Genomic DNA, 19,808 nt, shown 5'->3' with positions numbered 1-19,808 from the left:
GGACCGGCCTTTCGGTTGTATCGCTGGTGATCCTCGTCGTCGCGGGGTTGCTGGTCGCAGCCCCTGCCAGCAGCGCCGCGCCGCCGCCTGACTGGAAATACACAATGGTGGCGTTCAGCAATGCCAGCGACCGTGACATGGATGTCTACGAGTCGGCTGACGGCACCGGCTTTCAACTCGTCCAGCAGTCGGCGTACAGGCCGCCATCTGGGCTCGTGCGTGATCCGAGCATCTTCCGGAACACGGACGGGTTGTACTACCTCACCTACACGACGGGTGGTGGGGCGAACATCGGGTTTGCACGCAGCAGCGACCGCATCAACTGGACGCCGCTGGGGAACTATCCGGTTCCGTTTTGCTGCGCCTTGATGCCTGGTACGGGAGATGGCACCGGTTCTGCGAGCCCCCCGGGCTTCTCGGGTTCGGCTGGTTTCAGCGACGGACCGTCGCTGTCACCATTCGTCACCAAGGCCTGGGCGCCTGAATGGTTTGTGGACGGCGATCGCGTCAACGTCATCCTGTCGATGTCGACCGGTGGAGGATTTGTGCCGTATCTGATGACGGCGTTGGAACCGTCGCTCCGGTTGTGGAGCCCGCCTGTTCCGCTCGCCGGGATCGGTGCGGACCACATCGACACCACCGTGGTCAAAGTTGGATCGACCTATCATGCGTTCACCAAGAACGAGACGAAGAAGGTCGTCGAGCATGCGGTCGCTCCTTCGGTGACGGGACCTTATTCGTTTGTCCCGCCAGGGAATTGGGGTTCGCTTGTCGAAGGTCCGGCTGTGGTTCAGTTGCCGAGCGGCGACTGGCGGATCTATCTTGACGCCTATACCGAAGGTAAGTATCTCTACTCCGACAGCACGGACGGGCTGAACACCTGGTCTCCTGTGCAAGAGGTTCCTGGGGTGTCCGGGACTGCACGGCATCTCGGCATCATGAGAGAACCGGCATAACGTTCGACCCCGAGTTGGTAAGGCTCTGATCAAGGACTCCGGTCTTGGTCAGAGCCTTTTCTCGTACTTGCGTACTACTTGTGTGCGTCGCCTGCGCTAATCAGTGATTGACAAGCTAACGATGCGATGCCAGTGGGTCCGACGAGTTCGCGCCGACCACGAAGTGAGTATCTCCGCGTGAGCTGTGCAGAGTTGCGCTCCCAGGCCCCGCTCGGGCGCCGTACTTCACGATTGATTGCCAAGTAATGCCTGTTGGTTTCATATTCAAGTACGCGCACTGGCTTGATGCCCGCACTTTAGGTCTCCAACTGCTCTGAGGCCCGCGAAATGCGGATTCAATTCGATTTGCCGCACTGTTTCTGAGGGATCTTCTCGTCCGTAAACGGTGACCTTGCTCATAGTAGGACCTAGGTCCTTTTCGCTGCTGATAAGCCTGTCGATATATATCTGTTACCGAAAGTTCACCCTAAATCCAAGATGGGGGAGATGGCGCGCTGGCGGGCAAACAGGACGATTGGTACCGTCCGGTAACTAATTCAGTTAGTTGTCGGCTACCGCTCTGGTTGCTGTGTCACGTGGAGGAGCAGTTCATGTCGATCGAATCGCAAAACGGCGTATCCCACCGTCGATCGAGGGCCGCGGTAGGGCTCGCGGCGTGTGCGGTTGCCGCGCTGTCGTCGGGTGTGGTCTTCGCAGGGAGCGCATCGGCAACGCCGACGGCGTTGGCGGACAAATTCGCGAGTACGGTCACCGATGACGGCTGGTCGTTGGATCTTGCCGCCACGAAACTGTCGGCGAATCCGGTGCCGAATCTGGCGACGACGGCGTTCACTCGTGAGGGGTTCGTGTCGGCGAAGGTGACCGGCACGATCGGTGGTGCGGGCGATTCGGCGGTGAAGACCGGTTATGTCGAGCAGGGATTGCAGATCGGCTGCCAGATCGATGTTTCCTCCGGACTTGGCTTGGGGCTTGGCTTTTCGCTCGGCCCGTCTGTCGGTGTGAGTATTTCGGGTGTCCCGTCGGCGAACGTGGGTGTGAATGCGTCGGTGAATCCGAGTATTCAGTCGACGATTGCGCCGGGCACGATCACGACGATTCCGTTGGGGAAGAAGGATCTCGGGTCGTCGAAGGCGTCGATCACCGCGGAGAACGTGCACGTGAAGGTTGATGCGTGCATGGGGCCGGTGACGATCCGTTCGTACGCACAACTCTCGGTGTCGACGGCGACGTCCGACAACACGTTGTTCGTGTACTCCGATCCGACCTGGCTCTGACCCGCGCAGCCGTCGTCAGCGCTGCTGGCGACTATTCCCGATCCGCCCAGTCCAGGGGTGGTTACTCATCACGCCCACAAAGGAGAAATCATGAAGATTCGTACCTTGGCCACTGCCGGAACCCTCACCGCGGGTATCCCCTGTTCGGTGTTCTCGGCGCCGGCGTGGCATCTGCCGCAACTCCGATCGTCGAACCTGAGCAGGGTCGGATCGGTCTGTCGCTCTCGAATGCGGAAACCGCGGCGTTGGCGGCGAGCCCGATCCCGGACGCCATCTCCGACATCGTTCCAGGCTCGCAGCGGTGGATTGAGCTCGCACCGGGCTCGGCGCTCACCGTCGGCCCCGATGGCAAGCTCAGCGCCCCCGACCGCGTAGTGATCGGCGAGGCCGCTACCCATGCTGGCGGCTACGTCGATGTCTATCTGGCTGATCCGAACAACCCGGCCAACGCCGGGTACGTCACCCTGACCTACCAGTACTGGAACTGATACCGCGCCCAGCACCGGCGACCCGTTTTCCCGCTCTCCCTTCCCATTTGGAGTTCCAGTCATGACCGTCAACAACGCCGAACGCCGCAGTGTCCAACCGGAACCCGCTGCCGTCGATAGGAAAGACGTTGCAGACGTTGATGACTGGGATCCGGACAGTGAACTCAGTCCACTCTCCAAGGCTGTGATCGCTACGGCAGTTGGACTGGGGTTGCTGATCGCGGCATTCGCGGTGATCGGGAAGCTCGCCGGCTGGGCGAACGACTACGGGACGATCCTGGTTTACCTGGCGTTCTTCTTGTGGATGTCGATCTCCGGACGGTTGTTCTTCTGGGGCGCAGACAAACTCATCGCGCAATTCCGAACGAAGAAGAGTGACAATCGTGGTGCGCGCCGGTGAAGTCCGGTAGACGACTTCGCCGGACTCTCGCGGGAGTGCTTGCCGCTGGGGCGCTGTTGACCGGAGCGGCCGGAGCGATCGGTGCGGGAATTGCACTCTCCGCCGCTCCGGCGAACGCGACGCCGGAAGAAGACTGCGCGGCGGTGCGGGCACGTGATCATCAGATCTACCTGAATCTCATTGCGTCGCTGCCACCTGGCGCGCCCATCCCGCCAGAGATCATCAACCCGTGCCTGAGCGCGCCGTCCACGACGTCGACAGCTGCGCCGACGACCACTGTCGGGCTCCCCGGTGTGCAGGCTCCAGGCGGTGGCCCGAATGTCGGGGCCAATGCTCCGACGAACTTTCCCACCTACAACGGCACCCCCATCGTCCCTGTGCCGACGATCGAGGTTCCGCCCATTACTTCCGAGTCCCCGGCCTCGGAAACTGGTGTCGGTGCATTCCCCAATGCATCGGCATCAGCGGTTCCCTCACCCACACCCACCCCGGGTGAGGGAACCACCACCGATCGTGGTCCCGGACCGATCCCCGCGGATTCGGATTCGAATATCGCACCGGCCCAAACGGTTCCGGACCCGGCAGCAGATGTTTCCACCGCCGGGGAGGACTCGGGCCGTGACCGGTATCTCGAACTCGCCCTGATCGGCGCTGCGGCGTTCACCGCTGCGGGTATCGGAGTGCGCGGGCGGCCGGGACCTTTCAGCCCCCGCACGCCCGAATCAGTACTCTCCCAGGCGGTCGGGACTGTCGTGTCGCCGTTGACTGCGTACGCACCTGGCGGGCAGTCCTCGTTGCGGGTGTTCGATCCGATCACCGGCGGAAGCCGGTTCTTCTTCCTGATCCACGACGAAACGTCGTCGCACGAATCCGTGATTCCGGTGACGGTGCCGCCCGGCGGTCACATGAGTGTCAACCCCGATGGCACGGTCACCGTCTTCGACGCCGACGGGAATCCGGTCTCGACAATCGATGCCCCGTGGGCGTACGACGCCAACGGCACTCCTGTTCCGACGCACTACGAGATCCGGGACGGGCAACTCGTCCAGGTCGTCGACACCGCGGGCATAGAGAACCTGCTGTACCCGATCCTCGCCGACCCGGAGCTGACACCGGAAGAACGTGCTGCGCTCGAAGCGCAGGCGAACTTCATCGGCCCGATGACCCCGGAGGGCGAACAAGCACGCAGGGACGCACAAAACGTCCTCGCCGCCACCCCCCCGGAGCCGGCAGATTCAGGCCTCGAGCAGCTCATGCTCGGTGACCCTAACTCCGAGGTCTCCGAACCACCGATCACTGAAACAGGAACCGGAAACCCTGTCGGCGACGCAATACTCGCCAATCAAACCCAGGAGCCGATCACTTCGAACATCGGCGGGCAGGACTACACCACCGAACCTGTCGTCACTGACACCTCCTTCACGGACGAAAACGGAACCAGCTGGTCTGGCACAGCCTCGAAAGTGCCGAACGTGTGGAGTTGGACGTACACCGACGCCCAGGGAGAAGAGCACGACCTGCAGGTCACCTACGACGAGCAGGGTCGCCCGCATCGGGTTTTCGACAACTACACCTCCACTCTGTACCTGTACGACTGGAGCACCGGCGAACCCGTTCTGATCGGCGACCCGCATTATCTGGACCCGGGCGTTGCTTTCGATCAGCCTTACACCGGCGAGATCATGAGCTTCGTTCTCCCACCATTGCGTGGGGGGCGTCTGATTGCTGGCGCAGTCCGGGCCGAAGACCTGATCGTCTCGAACCGGACAACACCGACCCGGCCCCCGACCAGCGCACCGTCTGTTCCGGCGCAGAGTGTTCCCCGGCCGGGTGGAGTGCCACCGCGCGGCATACCCGTCATCGACGGCACCGTTCCACCTGCCGAGCATGACCAGCCCTCTGTTCCGTCTGTAAATGAACCTGCACGCCCGGATCCCACGATTCCGGAACCCTCGCAACCCACTTCGCCCGGCGATCCCGATCGTGGCGAGTGGGAATCACCCTCGCCCGGTGAGGTTGCTGATCCGGGGTCGAACCCAGAACCGAAGGCTCCCTCGCCAGGTCACGTCGAGGAACCGAGTGTGCCGACTTTGCCCGATGTCGGTCATGTGCCGGTGAATCCGGATGCTCCCGGCGCTCCGCAGCAACCCGGACCACCGGAATTCGACCCCTTCGCCACCGATCCGAGCACGATCGAGCAGCCAGGTGTTATTCCAGGTCCGACAGACCGGCCGACTGTCGCTACCCCGCCGCTACAGCCCGATTCTGGCGAACCAGGCGTATCGCTTCCGATTACAAACACGCAGACGGATCCTGGCGGAATCGAAACCGGTGAACCCGCAGACGTTCCTGCAGGTCGTATTCCGATACTCGGAGATCCTGAGGGCGGTCACGGTATTTGGGACAACGCCTATCCATCAGAGATCGCGTCGATGTTCGACCAGAACGGCAATTTGACACCCAACGCAGCTTTTCAGCAGTTGGTTACCGGAGTTGACCCAGCGTTCACTTACTACCTTCCGGCGCCTTTCAGACCAACCGGGCGCATCAGTATCGACAACTGGATCCGAGAACTCAATATTCTTCAAGAGGTCAAAGGTAATTACGACATGCTGTTCAGACCGCATGTACCAGACTTCATGCGCGACAATATTGTCGATGGCATGCTTGAGCAAGCTGAGCGACAGGTCCGAGCCATAGCTCTTGCGGGCAGCGATGCACACCTCCAATGGGTGTTTCTGCAAGAACAAGCTGCGCAGATAATGGAGGATGCGTTCGACGAGGTAATCGGGCTGGAGAACATCAACATCATCGTATTTGGAGGGGAGTGAAGAGTGCCTACATCATCACTGCGCCGCAATCCTACGGCGGGCTTGACAGTGAAGGTCATTCCACGAAAGGGTGCGCCTGAAAGCGAGGCCGTCACGGCCGCGCTCGTTGCACGTTCGCTACGATTGCTTCGCGACATCGATCCTGTCTTCGACGTCGACTTGTACCAAACAGTAGGCGATGCCCTCCCCGACGGTGCCGGAGTCGAGCAAGCCTTGGCGTCGAATATCCGTCAGATCCTTGTGCCTCCGACGGAAAAATCGATCGAAGCCGCATTGATCGAGCGCAGACGATCCCCTGATGCCACCGGCGGTATGTATCCCCTCTCATTGGGACGACATATGACCCTGTATTCACCCGCTGGAGACGTCAAAGTCGTTGTTAGTTTCGGGGGCACCTCAGGGTCCGGCGCATTCGCATGTGCCTTTGCCGACGAATCACTGATTTCGCTGGCATCGAAGCTCGTACAGGGACTAGCCGACATCTGGGACTCGCGTGTCACCGTGCTCTACCGCCGAACCGAATCATCGCCTCAGCGCAACGTACCGGGTGACGCAATCGTGGGCAGTTGCACCTACTTCGGTCCTGAGTTGCCGATCAAGGAAACGCAGCTCCCGCCCAGCGTGGAGGCATTTCCCTACCATGACGGCACAATCGTCATCCAGAAGAATCTGTCCACGCCGGTAACCGTCGAGGACATCCGAAGCATCCGCGCAGCAGCAGGACTGCCGACCGAACGACCGGAGATTCCTCTACCCAAAGGTTTCAGACGGCTGTGAGCCCTACGTTGGGCGCACTCGGGGCTGCCTGCAGGTAGGGATGGCGCGGACCGACCAGCCTGCCCGCAATTACCGCGCCGCGATCCCGATCCGGCTACGCACCAGCTGATCGACGCTCCGGGTGGAGTGCCACCGCGCGGCATACCCGCCATCGACGGTACCGTTCCACCTGCCGAGCATGATGAACCCTCTGTTCCGTCCGTGAATGAACCTGCACGCCCGGATCCCGCGATTCCGGAACCCTCGCAGATAGTGCTTGATACTGAGGGATGATGTCCGGACTGCCAGGTAGGCCGGGGCTAATTGTGCGGATGATTCGTGGGTCGGTAGTGAGGCGGTCAGCGGAGACCATACCGTTTTCGAAGGCGGGCGGCCGGCTGCGGCCTTTGTCTATGGCGTCGAACCCTTCGGCGATCCAGTCGATGTGGGAGATTCCGGCGCGGTCGAAGGCGCTGGGAGGTGCATCACATACTTCCCCGAAAGTACGGAGGTACGAATGAATTCTGGAATCTAGTTCCCCTGCCCACTTCTATACATGCACTCTTCACTCGATGGTGGGAATTTTATGCCGATATCTATAACTGATGCGCTGGAGTCCTATCCCGACATCCAGCGGGTCCTAGTCCCGACGCATCCAGGCCGATCATTTGACGTCTACAACACATACGACCCGCCGGCAGAGGCTGAAGAGGTGTCTCAGTATTGGAACCTAGATACCCTGCCGAGAGATCTCTTCGATTTATGGAGAAGTGCGAGAGAATGCAGACTTCACCACGATAGGGGCTTAGGAAAGGACGGAATAACACTCCTTTCTCCGCCTAAAGCTCGAGAAGTTACGGAACGCGAGCTGGAATTCTGGGATGACGAGGATGGGCGCTTCTTGAAGAGTGACATAATAATCGGCACAATGGTGGTCGAGCCAGATTTCATTGTATTCGACACAAGAAAAAACGACTTCAATGTTCTGTTAGCTTCAACTCTCGACGGACGTGAGGACTGGCCTATCGTGGGGCGGAATATTTCCGACTTCTTGCTGCGTTATCGTGATTTACCTGGAGAAAGCCACTGGCAGCGCTCGATCGTTTGATACACCGGAGAGCGAAGTTGGCTTCCATCCTCGAGGGAATCGATGGCTTGGCCATGTCGACCCCGAGGAAGGGGCGCGGTTCTGCATGGGAGCGGGTGTTGAAGTCTGCGGCGAGCAACCTTGGCCCAGAGTGGGTTGTGGCACGATCTGGCACTCAGGCGGAGTTGATCCATCTACCAGTGCGATGGTGGTTCAATTCCATTGGGTTGGATCCCAAACCGAATCGGGAAGAGCTGACCTTCAGTCATGCGCCCCTGATGAGAGAATTCACGCCGGGCACTATCACCTTTCGACAGAGTTCATATCAACCTGGTCCCACAGATTCTGAACCACCGAATATTCAGATGGACATCTTCGATACCCGCGGTGCTGCGGAGATCGTGCGCTGGTGGGCGCTCGGTCCGTCCACCAAGTTCTTTGCTGCAGCGCCGCTTCCCGACTCGGTAGCTGCAGCCGAGCAGGCTTATGCCGACCGCAAGGAAGAGCCTTGCCGGGATTGGATGATTTCGGCTGGACTGCGGGTGATAGCTGACACCGGTTCGCCAATCGAGGTCATCGACAGCGTCCTCTGGGAGTTGGCTCGCCGTGATGTCGGTGGCCACGTCCAAAGTTTCTGGCGAGAATTTCGCGCGGTCGCGGAAAACAGAGACCGACTAGCGACATTGCAGTGGCTGGACGAAGAACGACGTCGTTCTGTAAAGGATGCATACGGGCTTCGGGATTCTGCGTTTGCCGATGTGATTTTCCGTACTGAGGACTCGTAGCCGAGGGAAGTAGGCGTGAGGGAGTGGAATCGGATGGATCGCGCGCCGCGTCGGAGAACCGCTGGCGGTGCGCACAGTCGCTCCTTTTCGTCTACCAAATAATACGAATGGTCCTTTATGGCAAGCATGCACATGAGCGATGACAAGCCTAAGTCGCCGAAATCGGTCACTGAGGTCCTGGAGTCCCTGGGAATGGACCGGGATCAGTTGCGGGAGATGGCGATAGATGCGATCGCGGACCTCACTCCGAAAAAGGGGAGAGGCGCTGCGTGGGAGAAGGTGTTGGGAGCGGCAGTGGAGACGCTCGGCCCGAACTGGACGATCATCGGGAGCGGGTTGCGAGCCAAGCTGCTGCACACTCCGGTGCGATGGTTTTTCGACACCGTCGGGATCGATCCGATTCCCAACCGTGAGAAACTGACGATTACTCACCTACCACTCATCGAACCCCTCGATCCCGGAACACTCACTGAGTGGCAGGACCACTACGACAGCAGGCATTGCGGACACGACTACCATGGCCGCCAGATTGATATCTTTGATACCGTCTCCGCTGCCGAGCTAGTGATCTGGTGGGCTGAGGGGCCAGCATCCGAGCTGTTCGACGCACGATCGGAGGCGGCACTCACCCCACTCCGTGAGAAGCAGTACCTTGAGCGCAATCAGTCGGGTCCAGCACGCTGGACAATCTTGGCGGGGCTGCGTGTGATCACTGACACCGGTTCACCGCTCGAGGTTATCGACAACGCAATTGAATACTTCCGCGGCTGGGTTGCCGACCCGAAAGCTCCACTTGTGATGTTCTGGACACAGTTTCGTGAAGTCGCTGCTGCCGATGATCGTGAGAGGACACTGCGGTGGCTCGACGAGCATCGCCGTGCCGCGGTGCGTGAGCACTACCCGTTACCGGATTCGGTGTTCGCCGACGTTCTCGAAGACCTGGGCGACGGCTAGCCATGTGAGTGCAAGAATCTCGGATTTGCTTCGACCACAACACTTCAAGGGGAGAAATTAATGGACTACTGGGTCGTCGTCCCGGAAGAGCCAGGGTTTGTCGGGGATCGTACAGTTGTCGATACCGCAACCTTGCCGCCGACGGTGGAGAGGGCTCACTTCGTGTTCACCCGGCAACCTACCGACGGACTGATCGGCGCCGGCCCGCTGGTGTTGGTGGACCGTGAGACCGCGGAAGCGCTCGAGGACAACGTCTTCGGCGAAGTGTCCCTTCATCCGGCGGACCTCGATACGGACCCGGCGTCGGGGTTGTTGCGGGTTCCCGACTTCGTGTGGTGCCAGGTGCATGGGCAAGCGGGGATGCTCGATATCGGCCTCACCGAGGACGGTCGCCTGGTGATGTCGGGGCAAGCGTTGCTGGTGTTCCACTCTTTCGGTGGCGGTGTCGACAACGCCACCATCTCCGAATGGCTCGGCTGAACCAACTTGCCCAACATATGCTTTGCCGTGGTGAAACTATGTGATGGCATGCCTTGAGCGCAGCGCGCTCCCCCAAGTCGCCGTGATCGAGGAACTACCCACTGACACGTTGATCCGGTTGGGAGACAAGCCTATGCACGTCGGTGCCGCCGACATCGTGGCAGTGCGCGCAGTGTCGGGCTATGGAGATCAGGTCGGATTGGAAAGGACGGGGCGATGAGCATGTTCGGGCGGCGGCCGACTTTAGCCGGATATTGGGGGACACGGGTGCAGTCGAGTCAGGAAGTGGCGCAGACGATGCGGGCCTTCCTCGATGATCTGGAAGCGATCGACCCGGGGCTGGCGTTGTCGTGGGTCTCGACTGCCGAGTTCGACAAGGCGCCAGCAGATCTCAGTGTGGACGGGTTGGTGCGAATCTTCGAGTATTCCCGCTCGAAGGAGATGGGGTATTCGGACACCCCGGGACCGGGCTACGACATCGACTTGTCGCCCGAGGACGGGACCGCGCGCCGGGTCGGTGCCTGGGTCGGCGGGCTGGAAACCAGTGCTCCCAACAGTGTCCTGGTGTCGTTGCCGACGGAGACGCAGCTCACCGACAGTACCCGGCGGTTGCTCGACCCGGATATCGGAGACGCGATCATGAGAGTGATCGTCAAGCATTGGGAACCGGAGCGAGCTCGGTGGAGCATCGGAGACTACCGGCACCTTCAGAATCGGTCGAAAGGTGAGGTCGAGGTGGGATGGGAAACATACTTCCATTCCGGAGTTACGTTCGATCGCAGCGCGCTGCCCCAATCTGCGGTGGTAGAGGAACTGCCCACTGGCACGTTGATTCGGTTGGGGGACAAGCCTATGCAGGTCGCTGCCGCCGACATCGTGGCGGTGCGGGCGGCGTTGGGTTATCCGGTGTAGGCCACGCAACGGGTCCGGAGTTCACCATTGCATCAGACGTCGAGAAATGTGTTAACCGGATGACCTGCTTCGCCTTTCGATAGTATTGCCAGATGGCACCCCGAGCCGACTTGCTCGCGTGGCTCCTCGATTCGGATCCGGCGATTCGGTGGCAGGTGGAGCGCGACCTGCTGAACGAAGCGCCCACTGTGTGGGCGGCGACGCGCGCGTCGATCGCTACCAAAGGATTTGGTGCACGCGTGCCTTCATTGCAGGATCGAGACGGCAAATGGGCGGGTGGGGCGTTCTTCCCGGCAGAATTCGACTTCGTGGGACCCGAAGCAGCAGAAGAAGGTTCGCAACCCTGGACGGCAACTACTTGGACGCTCAACTCCTTGCGTGAGTGGGGCCTCGACGCCAGTGTTCTGCGGGAGCGTCGTACTGCAGAACTGCTCGCGGAGAACTGTCGCTGGGAGTACGAGGGCCGGCCGTACTGGGACGGTGAGGTCGATTGCTGCATCAACGCCTGGACGGTGGCAAACGGTGTGTGGCTCGGCATGCCCGTTGATGAACTGGCTGATTGGTTTGTGCGGCATCAACTTCCGGATGGTGGGTGGAACTGTGAGTGGATCGAAGGTTCGACCCGATCGTCGTTCCATTCGACGCTCAATTCACTCAAAGGGCTTCTCGCGTACGAGATCGCGACCGGGGGAACAATTGAGACGCGCGCGGCTCGACGATCCGGTGAGGAATTCTTGCTGCAGCGCGGTCTGTTCCGGAGACTCTCGACCGGGGAACCGGTGGGGGACTGGATCGGCCGGTTCGCGTACCCGTTCCGGTGGCGTTACAACGTGCTCAACGCAGCCGACTACTTCCGCGAAGCGTCGTTGTCGGATGGAAATGAGCCTGATCCGCGAATGGCGGACGCGATCGAGATGATCCGGGCCGCTCGAGCCTCGGATGGGACGTGGCTCCAGGCCGGTCGCCAACCGGGGCGGGTGTGGTTCGAGGTCGACACAAAGGCGGGGGAGCCGTCGAGGTGGCTGACTTTATCCGGCATCCGAGTGCTCGCCTGGTGGGATCAATCCTCCCCTCTAGGTTCTGCATAACAAAAGAGTCACAGCGAAATTCATTCAACCTTAAAGGTTATCGAAAGGTGATCTTCGACCTTCCAGTCGAAATATCCAGTACAGATGAAGAACATATTAACGACAGGATTGCCCTCAGTGCGATGAAGGTTAATCATCTGAACAGGTGAGAAGATGTTCGGTGAAATTACCTACCCGATTGGATAGGCGGGTCACCGACGTTGGTAATCAACTAAGGCTCTCGCAGCTGTCTCGGTTAGGGAGCTAAGTCCCGAGCTGGAAACGGCATTTCTGCTCCGAAAGTGGCGCTCACCTGCGGCTACGTTCCCCATTTTGCAGGACTTAAACCACTTTCGGCGAGATTTAGTCTCGCAATTGTAGGTTGTGGAGCGTCCGCAATGTTTAGGCAAAGTCCCATCTTTTCCCAGAACAATGCTCTACTAAACGTGAAAACCGGATGTTCCCCCGATTTTGCTGAGAAGGTGCAACTATGGGGCGTAGCGTAACTGTCGCAGCGAACCGGAACATCGCGAATTGCTGCTCTAACCAATGACTTTGTTCAGGTCCGAATAATGCTCGGAGGTCGTCGATGTCGATGGAAATGGTGTTAGCCGAAGCAGTGATAGATAGTGGGGACACGGCGTGGGTGCTGATCTCCGCGGGTCTGGTTCTCTTCATGGTTCCCGGACTCGCCTTCTTCTACGCCGGTCTGGTGCGTGGTAGCAGTGCGCTCGTCATGTTGCAGCAGAACCTCGTCCCACTCGGACTCGTCTCGATTACCTGGGTCGTGTTCGGATACAGCTTCGCGTTCAGTGGAGACTGGGGTTCCGGCTTCCTCGGTGACCTCAAATTGTTCGGCTTGCAGGACATACACACAGCCGCCGCCCCGGGCTTCCACCTGATCGAAGGTGCAGTCGCGGTACCGACTCTGGCGTTCGTGGTCTATCAGATGATGTTCGCGATCATCACGCCCGCGCTGATCACCGGTGCGACCGCAAACCGGCTCAAGCCCTTGGGCTGGGCCGTTCTGCTCGTGCTGTGGTCGATCATCGTCTACCCCCCGATTGCGCACTGGCTCTTCAATCCCGAAGGCTGGTTGGCGCTCCGCGGAGCTCAGGACTGGGCCGGCGGAATTGTCGTCCACGCATCCGCCGGCGCCGCCGCCCTGGCAATCTTGCTGGTGGTCGGTAAACGTCCGGGATGGCCCAACGCCGAGGCAGTCCCGCACTCGGTGCCTCTGGCGTTGATCGGCGCAGGCATCCTGTGGTTCGGCTGGTTCGGATTCAACGCAGGCGACGGATTGGCCGCCGATGGTGTTGCGGCACAAGCCTTGATGAACACTCACATCGCCGCAGCGGGCGGTATGGTCGTCTGGCTCGTCATCGAAAGGTACACCGAGGGCAAGGCCACGGCGATCGGCGGAATCACCGGCGCGGTAGCCGGTCTCGCGACCGTCACCCCTTGCGCCGGCTTCGTCAGCACCTTCTCCGCGTTGGCGATCGGCGCGCTTGCCGGACTGGTCTGCCACTTCGCGCTCGCGCTCAAGTCGATCTTCAAGTTCGACGACGCGCTCGACGTCATCGCGGTCCACTTCATCGGCGGCATCCTCGGTTCACTCCTTCTCGGTTTGTTCGGCGAAAAAGCCATCAATTCGATCGGCCGCGACGGACTCTTCTTCGGCGGCGGGGCAGGACTACTCGGCGAGCAGGCGCTGGCGTTGATCGTCGTCATCGCTTTCTCGTTCGTGGTGACCTGGCTGATCGCCACGGGCATCGAGAAGACCATCGGTCTCAAGCTGGCCCCGAAAGACCAGGTGGACATCGACCGTCGTCAGCAAGGCATGGACGCATACCGCTACAACGCCGCATTCGTGGACGCGGGTGGTGCGCCGCAGACCAGCGGGTTCGACTCGGGGGTCCTGGTCGAGGGGGCAAAACTTGTTCCGAACCTCGGCGCCCCGAAGCACGAACTCATCACCGCGGTATTGCAGACCATCGAGTCCGAGAAGCTACGGGAGGCGCTGCTGGCTGCCGGAGCGGAGTCGATAGTCGTATCGGAAGCGCATGTCTCCGCGAGTGACTCGGCCTCGCTCAAGTTCCGCGGACAACGCAACGACGTCGTGTTCACCGAGCGGTTGCGTGTCGAGGTGCTGGTCGCCTCGGAACATGCCCAGGCAGTTCTGGACGCGATCAACGAGTACTCGGGCGGCAGGAGGAGCGGTTTCGTCCAGCAAGCGGCCGAACCTCTCACCGAAGCGACGGAACAGGGGAGCTGACATGTATTCGACGACAGGGAGTTACCGCATGATCGACAAGGAGCGTTCAGAATGCATCTGACACCGCGAGAACTCGACAAGCTGACAATCCTCATGTTGGCGGATGTCGCACTGAGGCGAAAGGCAAAGGGGCTCAAACTCAATCACCCGGAGTCCGTCGCAGTTATCACTGCAGCCGCCCTGGAGGGAGCTCGGGAGGGCAAGACTCTCGAGGAGGTCATGGCCGACGCATCGCACGCCTTGACGGTCGACGACGTGATGGACGGTGTGGCGGAGATGATTCCACGTGTGCAGGTCGAGGCGGTGTTCCTCGACGGTAGCCGGCTCGTCACCGTGCACTCTCCGATCCAGTAGCCCGACCGAGATGTCAGGAGCACTCCAAGATGGCAAGCAAATCGACGAAGAAGGATTCCGGCGGCGAGAAGAAAGTACCGGTCGGCGGATACGTGTTGCGGGACGAGCCGATCGAACTCAACGAGGGCCGTCCACGTTTGAAGTTGCGAGTCCGAAACACCGGTGACCGTCCCATCCAGGTGGGTTCGCACTACCACTTCATGGAAGTCAATCGCGCGTTGTCCTTCGATCGTGAACAGTCCTTCGGCTGGCGCCTCGACATTCCCGCGGGCACGGCGGTCAGGTTCGAGCCGGGCGACGAGAAGGAAGTGACGTTGGTGCCGTTCGGCGGCAAGCAACGAGTGCAAGGCTTCAACGGACTTGTCGACGGTTGGGCGCCGACCCACGCCGCCTACCGGCCGAGGCTCCCCGGAGCCGTCCAGCGTGCCGAAGAACTCGGCTTCCTGTCCGAACCTCAAACCGACTGATTCTCGTTCACGGCGGACGAAGGAGAGCAACACCCATGACAAGCATTTCGAGACAAGAGTATTCGGGTCTGTTCGGGGTCACCACGGGTGACCAGATCAGGCTGGGTAATACCGACCTGTACATCGAGGTCGAGGAAGATCTTCGAACGATCGGCGACGAGTCGATCTACGGCGGCGGCAAGACGCTGCGCGACGGCATGGGCCAGGATCCGGAGTCGTGCAGCATCGACGGTGCCCTCGACCTCGTGATCACCAACGTGGTCATCGTCGATGCAACCATCGGCGTCGTCAAGGCAGACGTGGGAATCAAGGACGGCAAGATCGTCGGCTGGGGTAAGGCGGGAAATTCCAGCACGATGGAAGGCGTCACCCCGGGGCTGACCACCGGTCCGGCGACCGACGCGATTTCCGGTGAGCAGATGATCCTCACTGCCGCCGGCATCGATCCGCACGTGCACCTCGTGTCACCACAGCAGGCGTACCACGCACTCAGTGGGGGAGTGACGACGCTGATCGGTGGTGGCATCGGCCCGACCGACGGAACGAACGGCACCACCATCACTTCCGGTATCTGGAACATGGAGATGATGCTCAAGGCCAACGAGGGTTTGCCGGTCAACGTCTGCATGTTGGGCAAGGGGAACTCGTCCGGGCATCAGTCGCTGGTCGAACAGATCAAGGCCGGTGCGGCCGGTCTGAAGGTCCACGAGGACTGGGGCGCGACACCGGCCACAATTCGTGAGTCTCTGCGGGTGGCAGACGAAATGGACGTTCAGGTCGCCATTCACACGGACACACTCAACGAGGCCGGATACGTCGAGGACACCATCGCGGCCTTCGAAGGCCGTACCATTCACACCTATCACAGCGAGGGCGCGGGTGGCGGTCACGCACCCGACATTCTGCGGGTGACGGGCGAGGACAACGTACTTCCGGCGTCGACCAATCCGACGTTGCCATACGGCATCAACACTCAGGCCGAACTCTTCGACATGATCATGGTCTGTCACAACCTCAATCCCAAAGTGCCCTCGGATGTTTCGTTTGCCGAGTCCCGCGTTCGCGCCGAGACGATCGGTGCCGAGAACGTACTGCAGGACATGGGCGTCATCTCGATGTTCTCGAGTGACTCACAGGCGATGGGCCGGGTTGGAGAAAACTGGCTACGCGCGATCCAAACAGCGGACTGCATGAAGCGGTCCCGCGGAAAGCTGCCCGAGGATTCACCGACGCACGACAACTTTCGCGTGTTGCGCTACGTCGCGAAGGTCACGATCAATCCAGCGTTGACGTTCGGTCTTTCGCATGTGGTCGGGTCGATCGGTGTCGGGAAGATGGCGGATCTTGTTCTCTGGGAGCCCGCATTCTTCGGCGCGAAGCCGAAGACGATCATCAAGAACGGGTTGATCAGCTGGCACGCCATGGGAGATCCGAATGCGTCGCTCCCGACACCACAACCGGTGATCTACCGGCCGATGTTCGGTGGATTCGGCAAGGCGTTGCCGCAGAGTTCGGTCTCGTTCGTCTCGCGAGCGGCGCTCGACGACGGCATCAAGGATCGACTCGGTCTCGAACGTCAGGTTGTCGCCGTCGAGGGCACGAGGACGGTCACCAAGCGTGATCTGGTTCGTAACTCGGCTACTCCGGAAATCAAGGTGGACCCGGAGACCTTCGCGGTGACTGCGGACGGTGTCCATGCGTACGTCGAACCCGCCGAATCCATTCGCTTGAACCAACTTTACTTCTTCAGTTAGGGGTCTCCAGTGTCGGGAACAATCACACACACGCACGGTGCCGATGCGACGCCACACACGCACGGCGAGATGACCGCGCCGAGCGGAAAGCCGACGCGAGTCGACGCGCTGCTCGGGAAGGAGACCGACGAGGAGTGGGCCGGTCGACTCGACAATGCGGTAGTCGACGTCTTGTCGCTCGATCAGTGGGAAGCGCAGAAGAGTCGGTTACGACGCACCACGATCGGTGGCCGTGAATTGGCCGTCTCGCTTGATCGTGGTATTCAGTTGCAGGACGGCGACATTCTGCTGTGGGACGAGCCGGCGAACACCGTGGTCGTGGCCAGGATCAACCTCAAGGACGTGTTGGAGATCGACCTGAGCGCGCTGGTCGACGTCACGCCCGAGAAGATGATTCAGACGTGCCTGGAGTTGGGACATGCCGTGGGTAACCAGCACTGGCCTGCGGTGGTGAAGGGAATGAAGGTCTACGTTCCGTTGACGGTCGACAAGGCGGTCATGGGCTCGGTGATGCGGACACATGCTTTCGAGGGCATCGAGTACACCTTCATCCCGGGCGCCGAGGTAATTCCCTACATCGCTCCACACGAGGCACGCCGTTTGTTCGGTGCGGCCGCGCGTGAGGGCGAGGGGCATACCCATGACCCTCTCGTCTGAGGGATCCGGGCTCAGCATCAACCGCGCGATGCGGATGATGCAGTTTTCCGATTCCATGTTCCCGGTCGGTTCCTTCTCGTTCTCCAACGGTTTGGAATCGGCCGTGGCGCAGGGAATTGTCACGGGTGGTCCGTCGCTGCGGGAGTTTGTGCTCTCGGCCGCCCATCAGGGCGCGACGTGCGACGGTATCGCCGTACTCGCGGCGCACCGGGGTGCGGCAGCCGGTGATTTCTCGGCGATCCTCGCCGCTGATCATGCAGTGATCGAACGCAAACTCAACGAAGAAGCACGCACGATGAGTACCCGCATGGGTAAGAAGTTGGCCGAACTCGGCGGGCGCTTGGCCGGTGAGACCCTGTTCAACAAGTGGTTGGCCGCGGTCGCATCGGGAGAGACGCCGGGTACCTACCCCGTCGGCCTCGGAATTGCTTTCGCGGAGATGGGTTCTCCGGAAGAGGACGCTTTCACGGTCAATCAGTACGGTGTCGCGATGACGTTGCTCGGCGCTGCCCTTCGTATCGTCCGAGTCGATCACCTCACGACGCAAGAGATTCTGTTCGAGGTCAATCAGAGCGCCGGCCGTGAGTACGCCGCAGTGCGTGACTACGGACTCGACGACATGTCCAATTTCGCCCCGATGATCGACATTCTGGCTGCGGTTCACGTCAAGGCGCACGTCCGAATGTTCATGAACTAGAAGGAGAACGATGAAGAAGACAACGCGCATCGGAATCGGCGGACCCGTGGGTTCGGGTAAGACCGCACTCATCGAGGCGATCACGCCGGAGTTCATCAAGCGGGGCACCAGCGTTCTGATCATCACCAATGACGTGGTCACCACCGAAGATGCCAAGCATGTGCGCAAGGCTCTCAAAGGTGTTCTCGTGGAGGAACGTATCGTCGGCGTGGAGACGGGAGCCTGCCCACACACCGCCGTCCGCGAAGACCCGAGTATGAATCTCGCGGCGGTCGAGGACATGGAGAAAACGTTCCCGGACACCGACGTGGTGTTCATCGAAAGTGGTGGCGACAACCTCACACTGACGTTCAGTCCAGCTCTGGTCGACTTCTTCATCTACGTCATCGACGTAGCCGCAGGCGACAAGATTCCGCGCAAGAACGGTCCGGGAATCTCGCAGTCCGACATCCTGGTCATCAACAAGACCGATCTCGCACCGTACGTCAACGCCGATCTCGGAGTCATGGATCGCGACTCCAAGGGGATGCGCGGCGACAAGCCGTTCGTCTTCACCAATTGCATGACCGGGGAAGGCATCAAGGAAGTGGTGGACCTCATCGTGCACGGAGTCCTCTTCGACGAAGAGGAAGTGGGAGCGAGCGCACCGTGAGCGCAACGTCCGTCCCGGGAGCATCGCGGTCGCTCCCGGGGCCGATCCCGACCATCCCGGAACTCGACCAGTACCAGGACCAGCCGAAGCAGGCCCCGGCCGGCAAGGTCGGGAAGACCGGCGTTCTCGAGATGCGATTTGTCGACCGTGGCGACAAGACGATTCTGCGGGACATGTACCGCAAGACACCGCTGCTCGTTCAGCAGGCGCTGTACTGGGACGAAGCGTTGCCGACCATGCCGTGCGTCTACATGATCTCGACGTCCGGCAGTGTGTTGCAAGGCGATCGACTGTTCCTGACCATCGAGATGGAACCGGGTTCCCTCGCGCACGTGACCACTCAGTCGGCCACCAAGGTTCACCGGATGGATGCCAATCACGCGTCGCAACTCCAGAAAGTGGTGCTCGCGGAGAATTCGTATCTCGAACTGATGCCCGGGGTGACGATCCCACACCGCAACGCGAGGTACTACGCGCGCACCGACATCACGGTGGATCCGACTGCAACGCTGTTGTTCTCGGAGATCGTGATGTCGGGTCGCAAGTACCACGACGGCGGAGAGATGTTCGTCTACGACCTGTACTCCACAATGATCAAGGCGGAGCGTCCGGACGGGAAGAACCTCTTCACCGAGAAATTGGTGATCGAACCGGCACGCTTCCCCGTGCGATACGGCGGAATCATGGGCGACCACGACGTGTTCGGCAATGTCATCCTGCTGACACCGAAGGAGCACGCCGACGGGATTCTCGAAGAGGTAGTTCCGGGCCGTGACGGCAAGGTCGTTTCCGGAGCGAGTCGGCTACCGAACGACGCCGGTCTCATCTTCAAAGTCCTCGGTCCGGAGAGCGAACCCGTCAAGGCGAAGGTTCGTGATTTCTGGGCTCTGGTGCGAAAGGCAGTTCTGGACACCACCATTCCGCCCGTCCCGCTCTGGGGATGACGCGGATCGCCTGATAGG

Annotated in this window: 21 protein-coding genes and 1 pseudogene; all 22 read left to right on the top strand. The window is 60.5% G+C overall.

The genetic code is table 11. The features are described from left to right. Nucleotides 1–104 precede the first annotated feature (104 nt). Complete coding sequence (locus RhoBH5_RS21550; RefSeq protein ID WP_223257880.1) at nt 105–956, top strand: glycoside hydrolase family 43 protein; 852 nt, start codon at nt 105–107, stop codon at nt 954–956. Between the two features lie 590 nt (nt 957–1,546). Then, nucleotides 1,547–2,230, top strand: a complete 684-nt coding sequence (locus RhoBH5_RS21545) for an MspA family porin (protein WP_210377938.1) — start codon at nt 1,547–1,549, stop codon at nt 2,228–2,230. A gap of 164 nt (nt 2,231–2,394) precedes the next feature. Further along, complete coding sequence (locus tag RhoBH5_RS21540; protein ID WP_270008766.1) at nt 2,395–2,718, top strand: hypothetical protein; 324 nt, start codon at nt 2,395–2,397, stop codon at nt 2,716–2,718. Between the two features lie 61 nt (nt 2,719–2,779). Further along, the gene (locus RhoBH5_RS21535) at nt 2,780–3,118 is read left to right on the top strand and encodes a hypothetical protein (protein ID WP_270008765.1); all 339 of its coding nucleotides are present in this window, start codon (nt 2,780–2,782) and stop codon (nt 3,116–3,118) included. Continuing rightward, a complete protein-coding gene (locus tag RhoBH5_RS21530; protein WP_270008764.1) occupies nt 3,115–5,949 on the top strand; it encodes a Tox-REase-5 domain-containing protein in 2,835 nt (944 codons plus the stop codon). The genes RhoBH5_RS21535 and RhoBH5_RS21530 overlap by 4 nt, the downstream gene beginning before the upstream one ends. 3 nt (nt 5,950–5,952) lie before the next feature. Next, entirely contained in the window at nt 5,953–6,726 is a 774-nt protein-coding gene (locus RhoBH5_RS21525; RefSeq protein ID WP_228232371.1) for a hypothetical protein, read from the top strand. Between the two features lie 432 nt (nt 6,727–7,158). Next, nucleotides 7,159–7,311: pseudogene (locus RhoBH5_RS32720) on the top strand (HNH endonuclease signature motif containing protein); the annotation flags it as partial. Further along, nucleotides 7,262–7,813 (top strand): hypothetical protein, encoded by a 552-nt coding sequence (locus RhoBH5_RS21520; protein WP_128637879.1) that lies wholly within the window; start codon nt 7,262–7,264, stop codon nt 7,811–7,813. The pseudogene RhoBH5_RS32720 and the gene RhoBH5_RS21520, both read left to right, overlap by 50 nt. A 17-nt stretch (nt 7,814–7,830) precedes the next feature. Continuing rightward, nucleotides 7,831–8,577 (top strand): hypothetical protein, encoded by a 747-nt coding sequence (locus RhoBH5_RS21515; protein WP_143541216.1) that lies wholly within the window; start codon nt 7,831–7,833, stop codon nt 8,575–8,577. 132 nt (nt 8,578–8,709) lie between these two features. Next, nucleotides 8,710–9,531, top strand: a complete 822-nt coding sequence (locus RhoBH5_RS21510; protein WP_143541217.1) for a hypothetical protein — start codon at nt 8,710–8,712, stop codon at nt 9,529–9,531. Between the two features lie 60 nt (nt 9,532–9,591). Beyond that, nucleotides 9,592–10,011, top strand: coding sequence for a hypothetical protein (locus RhoBH5_RS21505; RefSeq protein WP_050655601.1), 420 nt, complete (start codon nt 9,592–9,594; stop codon nt 10,009–10,011). Nucleotides 10,012–10,054: 43 nt separating this feature from the next. Beyond that, the gene (locus RhoBH5_RS21500; RefSeq protein WP_166655149.1) at nt 10,055–10,231 is read left to right on the top strand and encodes a hypothetical protein; all 177 of its coding nucleotides are present in this window, start codon (nt 10,055–10,057) and stop codon (nt 10,229–10,231) included. Beyond that, nucleotides 10,228–10,923 (top strand): Imm52 family immunity protein, encoded by a 696-nt coding sequence (locus tag RhoBH5_RS21495; protein WP_256932082.1) that lies wholly within the window; start codon nt 10,228–10,230, stop codon nt 10,921–10,923. The genes RhoBH5_RS21500 and RhoBH5_RS21495 overlap by 4 nt, the downstream gene beginning before the upstream one ends. A 92-nt stretch (nt 10,924–11,015) precedes the next feature. Next, complete coding sequence (locus tag RhoBH5_RS21490; RefSeq protein ID WP_270008762.1) at nt 11,016–12,011, top strand: squalene cyclase; 996 nt, start codon at nt 11,016–11,018, stop codon at nt 12,009–12,011. A gap of 574 nt (nt 12,012–12,585) precedes the next feature. Next, nucleotides 12,586–14,265: an ammonium transporter gene (amt, locus tag RhoBH5_RS21485; protein WP_228117877.1), complete on the top strand. Its 1,680-nt coding sequence runs from the start codon at nt 12,586–12,588 to the stop codon at nt 14,263–14,265. A 51-nt stretch (nt 14,266–14,316) separates the two neighbouring features. Beyond that, on the top strand, nt 14,317–14,619 hold the full coding sequence (locus RhoBH5_RS21480) for an urease subunit gamma (protein WP_007731718.1): 303 nt from the start codon (nt 14,317–14,319) through the stop codon (nt 14,617–14,619). Between the two features lie 29 nt (nt 14,620–14,648). Next, nucleotides 14,649–15,086: an urease subunit beta gene (locus tag RhoBH5_RS21475; protein WP_003943812.1), complete on the top strand. Its 438-nt coding sequence runs from the start codon at nt 14,649–14,651 to the stop codon at nt 15,084–15,086. Between the two features lie 35 nt (nt 15,087–15,121). Next, nucleotides 15,122–16,840, top strand: a complete 1,719-nt coding sequence (locus RhoBH5_RS21470; protein ID WP_003943847.1) for an urease subunit alpha — start codon at nt 15,122–15,124, stop codon at nt 16,838–16,840. Nucleotides 16,841–16,849: 9 nt separating this feature from the next. Continuing rightward, entirely contained in the window at nt 16,850–17,497 is a 648-nt protein-coding gene (gene ureE / locus RhoBH5_RS21465; protein ID WP_007731715.1) for an urease accessory protein UreE, read from the top strand. Next, on the top strand, nt 17,481–18,194 hold the full coding sequence (locus RhoBH5_RS21460; protein ID WP_125050196.1) for an urease accessory protein UreF: 714 nt from the start codon (nt 17,481–17,483) through the stop codon (nt 18,192–18,194). Before ureE ends, RhoBH5_RS21460 begins: the two co-directional genes overlap by 17 nt. A 10-nt stretch (nt 18,195–18,204) precedes the next feature. Then, a complete protein-coding gene (ureG, locus tag RhoBH5_RS21455) occupies nt 18,205–18,846 on the top strand; it encodes an urease accessory protein UreG (protein ID WP_007731713.1) in 642 nt (213 codons plus the stop codon). After that, nucleotides 18,843–19,790: an urease accessory protein UreD gene (locus tag RhoBH5_RS21450; protein ID WP_125050197.1), complete on the top strand. Its 948-nt coding sequence runs from the start codon at nt 18,843–18,845 to the stop codon at nt 19,788–19,790. Before ureG ends, RhoBH5_RS21450 begins: the two co-directional genes overlap by 4 nt. Nucleotides 19,791–19,808: the final 18 nt, after the last annotated feature.

This window comes from Rhodococcus sp. BH5 (genome assembly GCF_027583855.1).
Classification (GTDB): Bacteria; Actinomycetota; Actinomycetes; order Mycobacteriales; family Mycobacteriaceae; genus Rhodococcus_F; species Rhodococcus_F qingshengii.
This window is presented reverse-complemented; position numbering and strand designations above follow the sequence as displayed.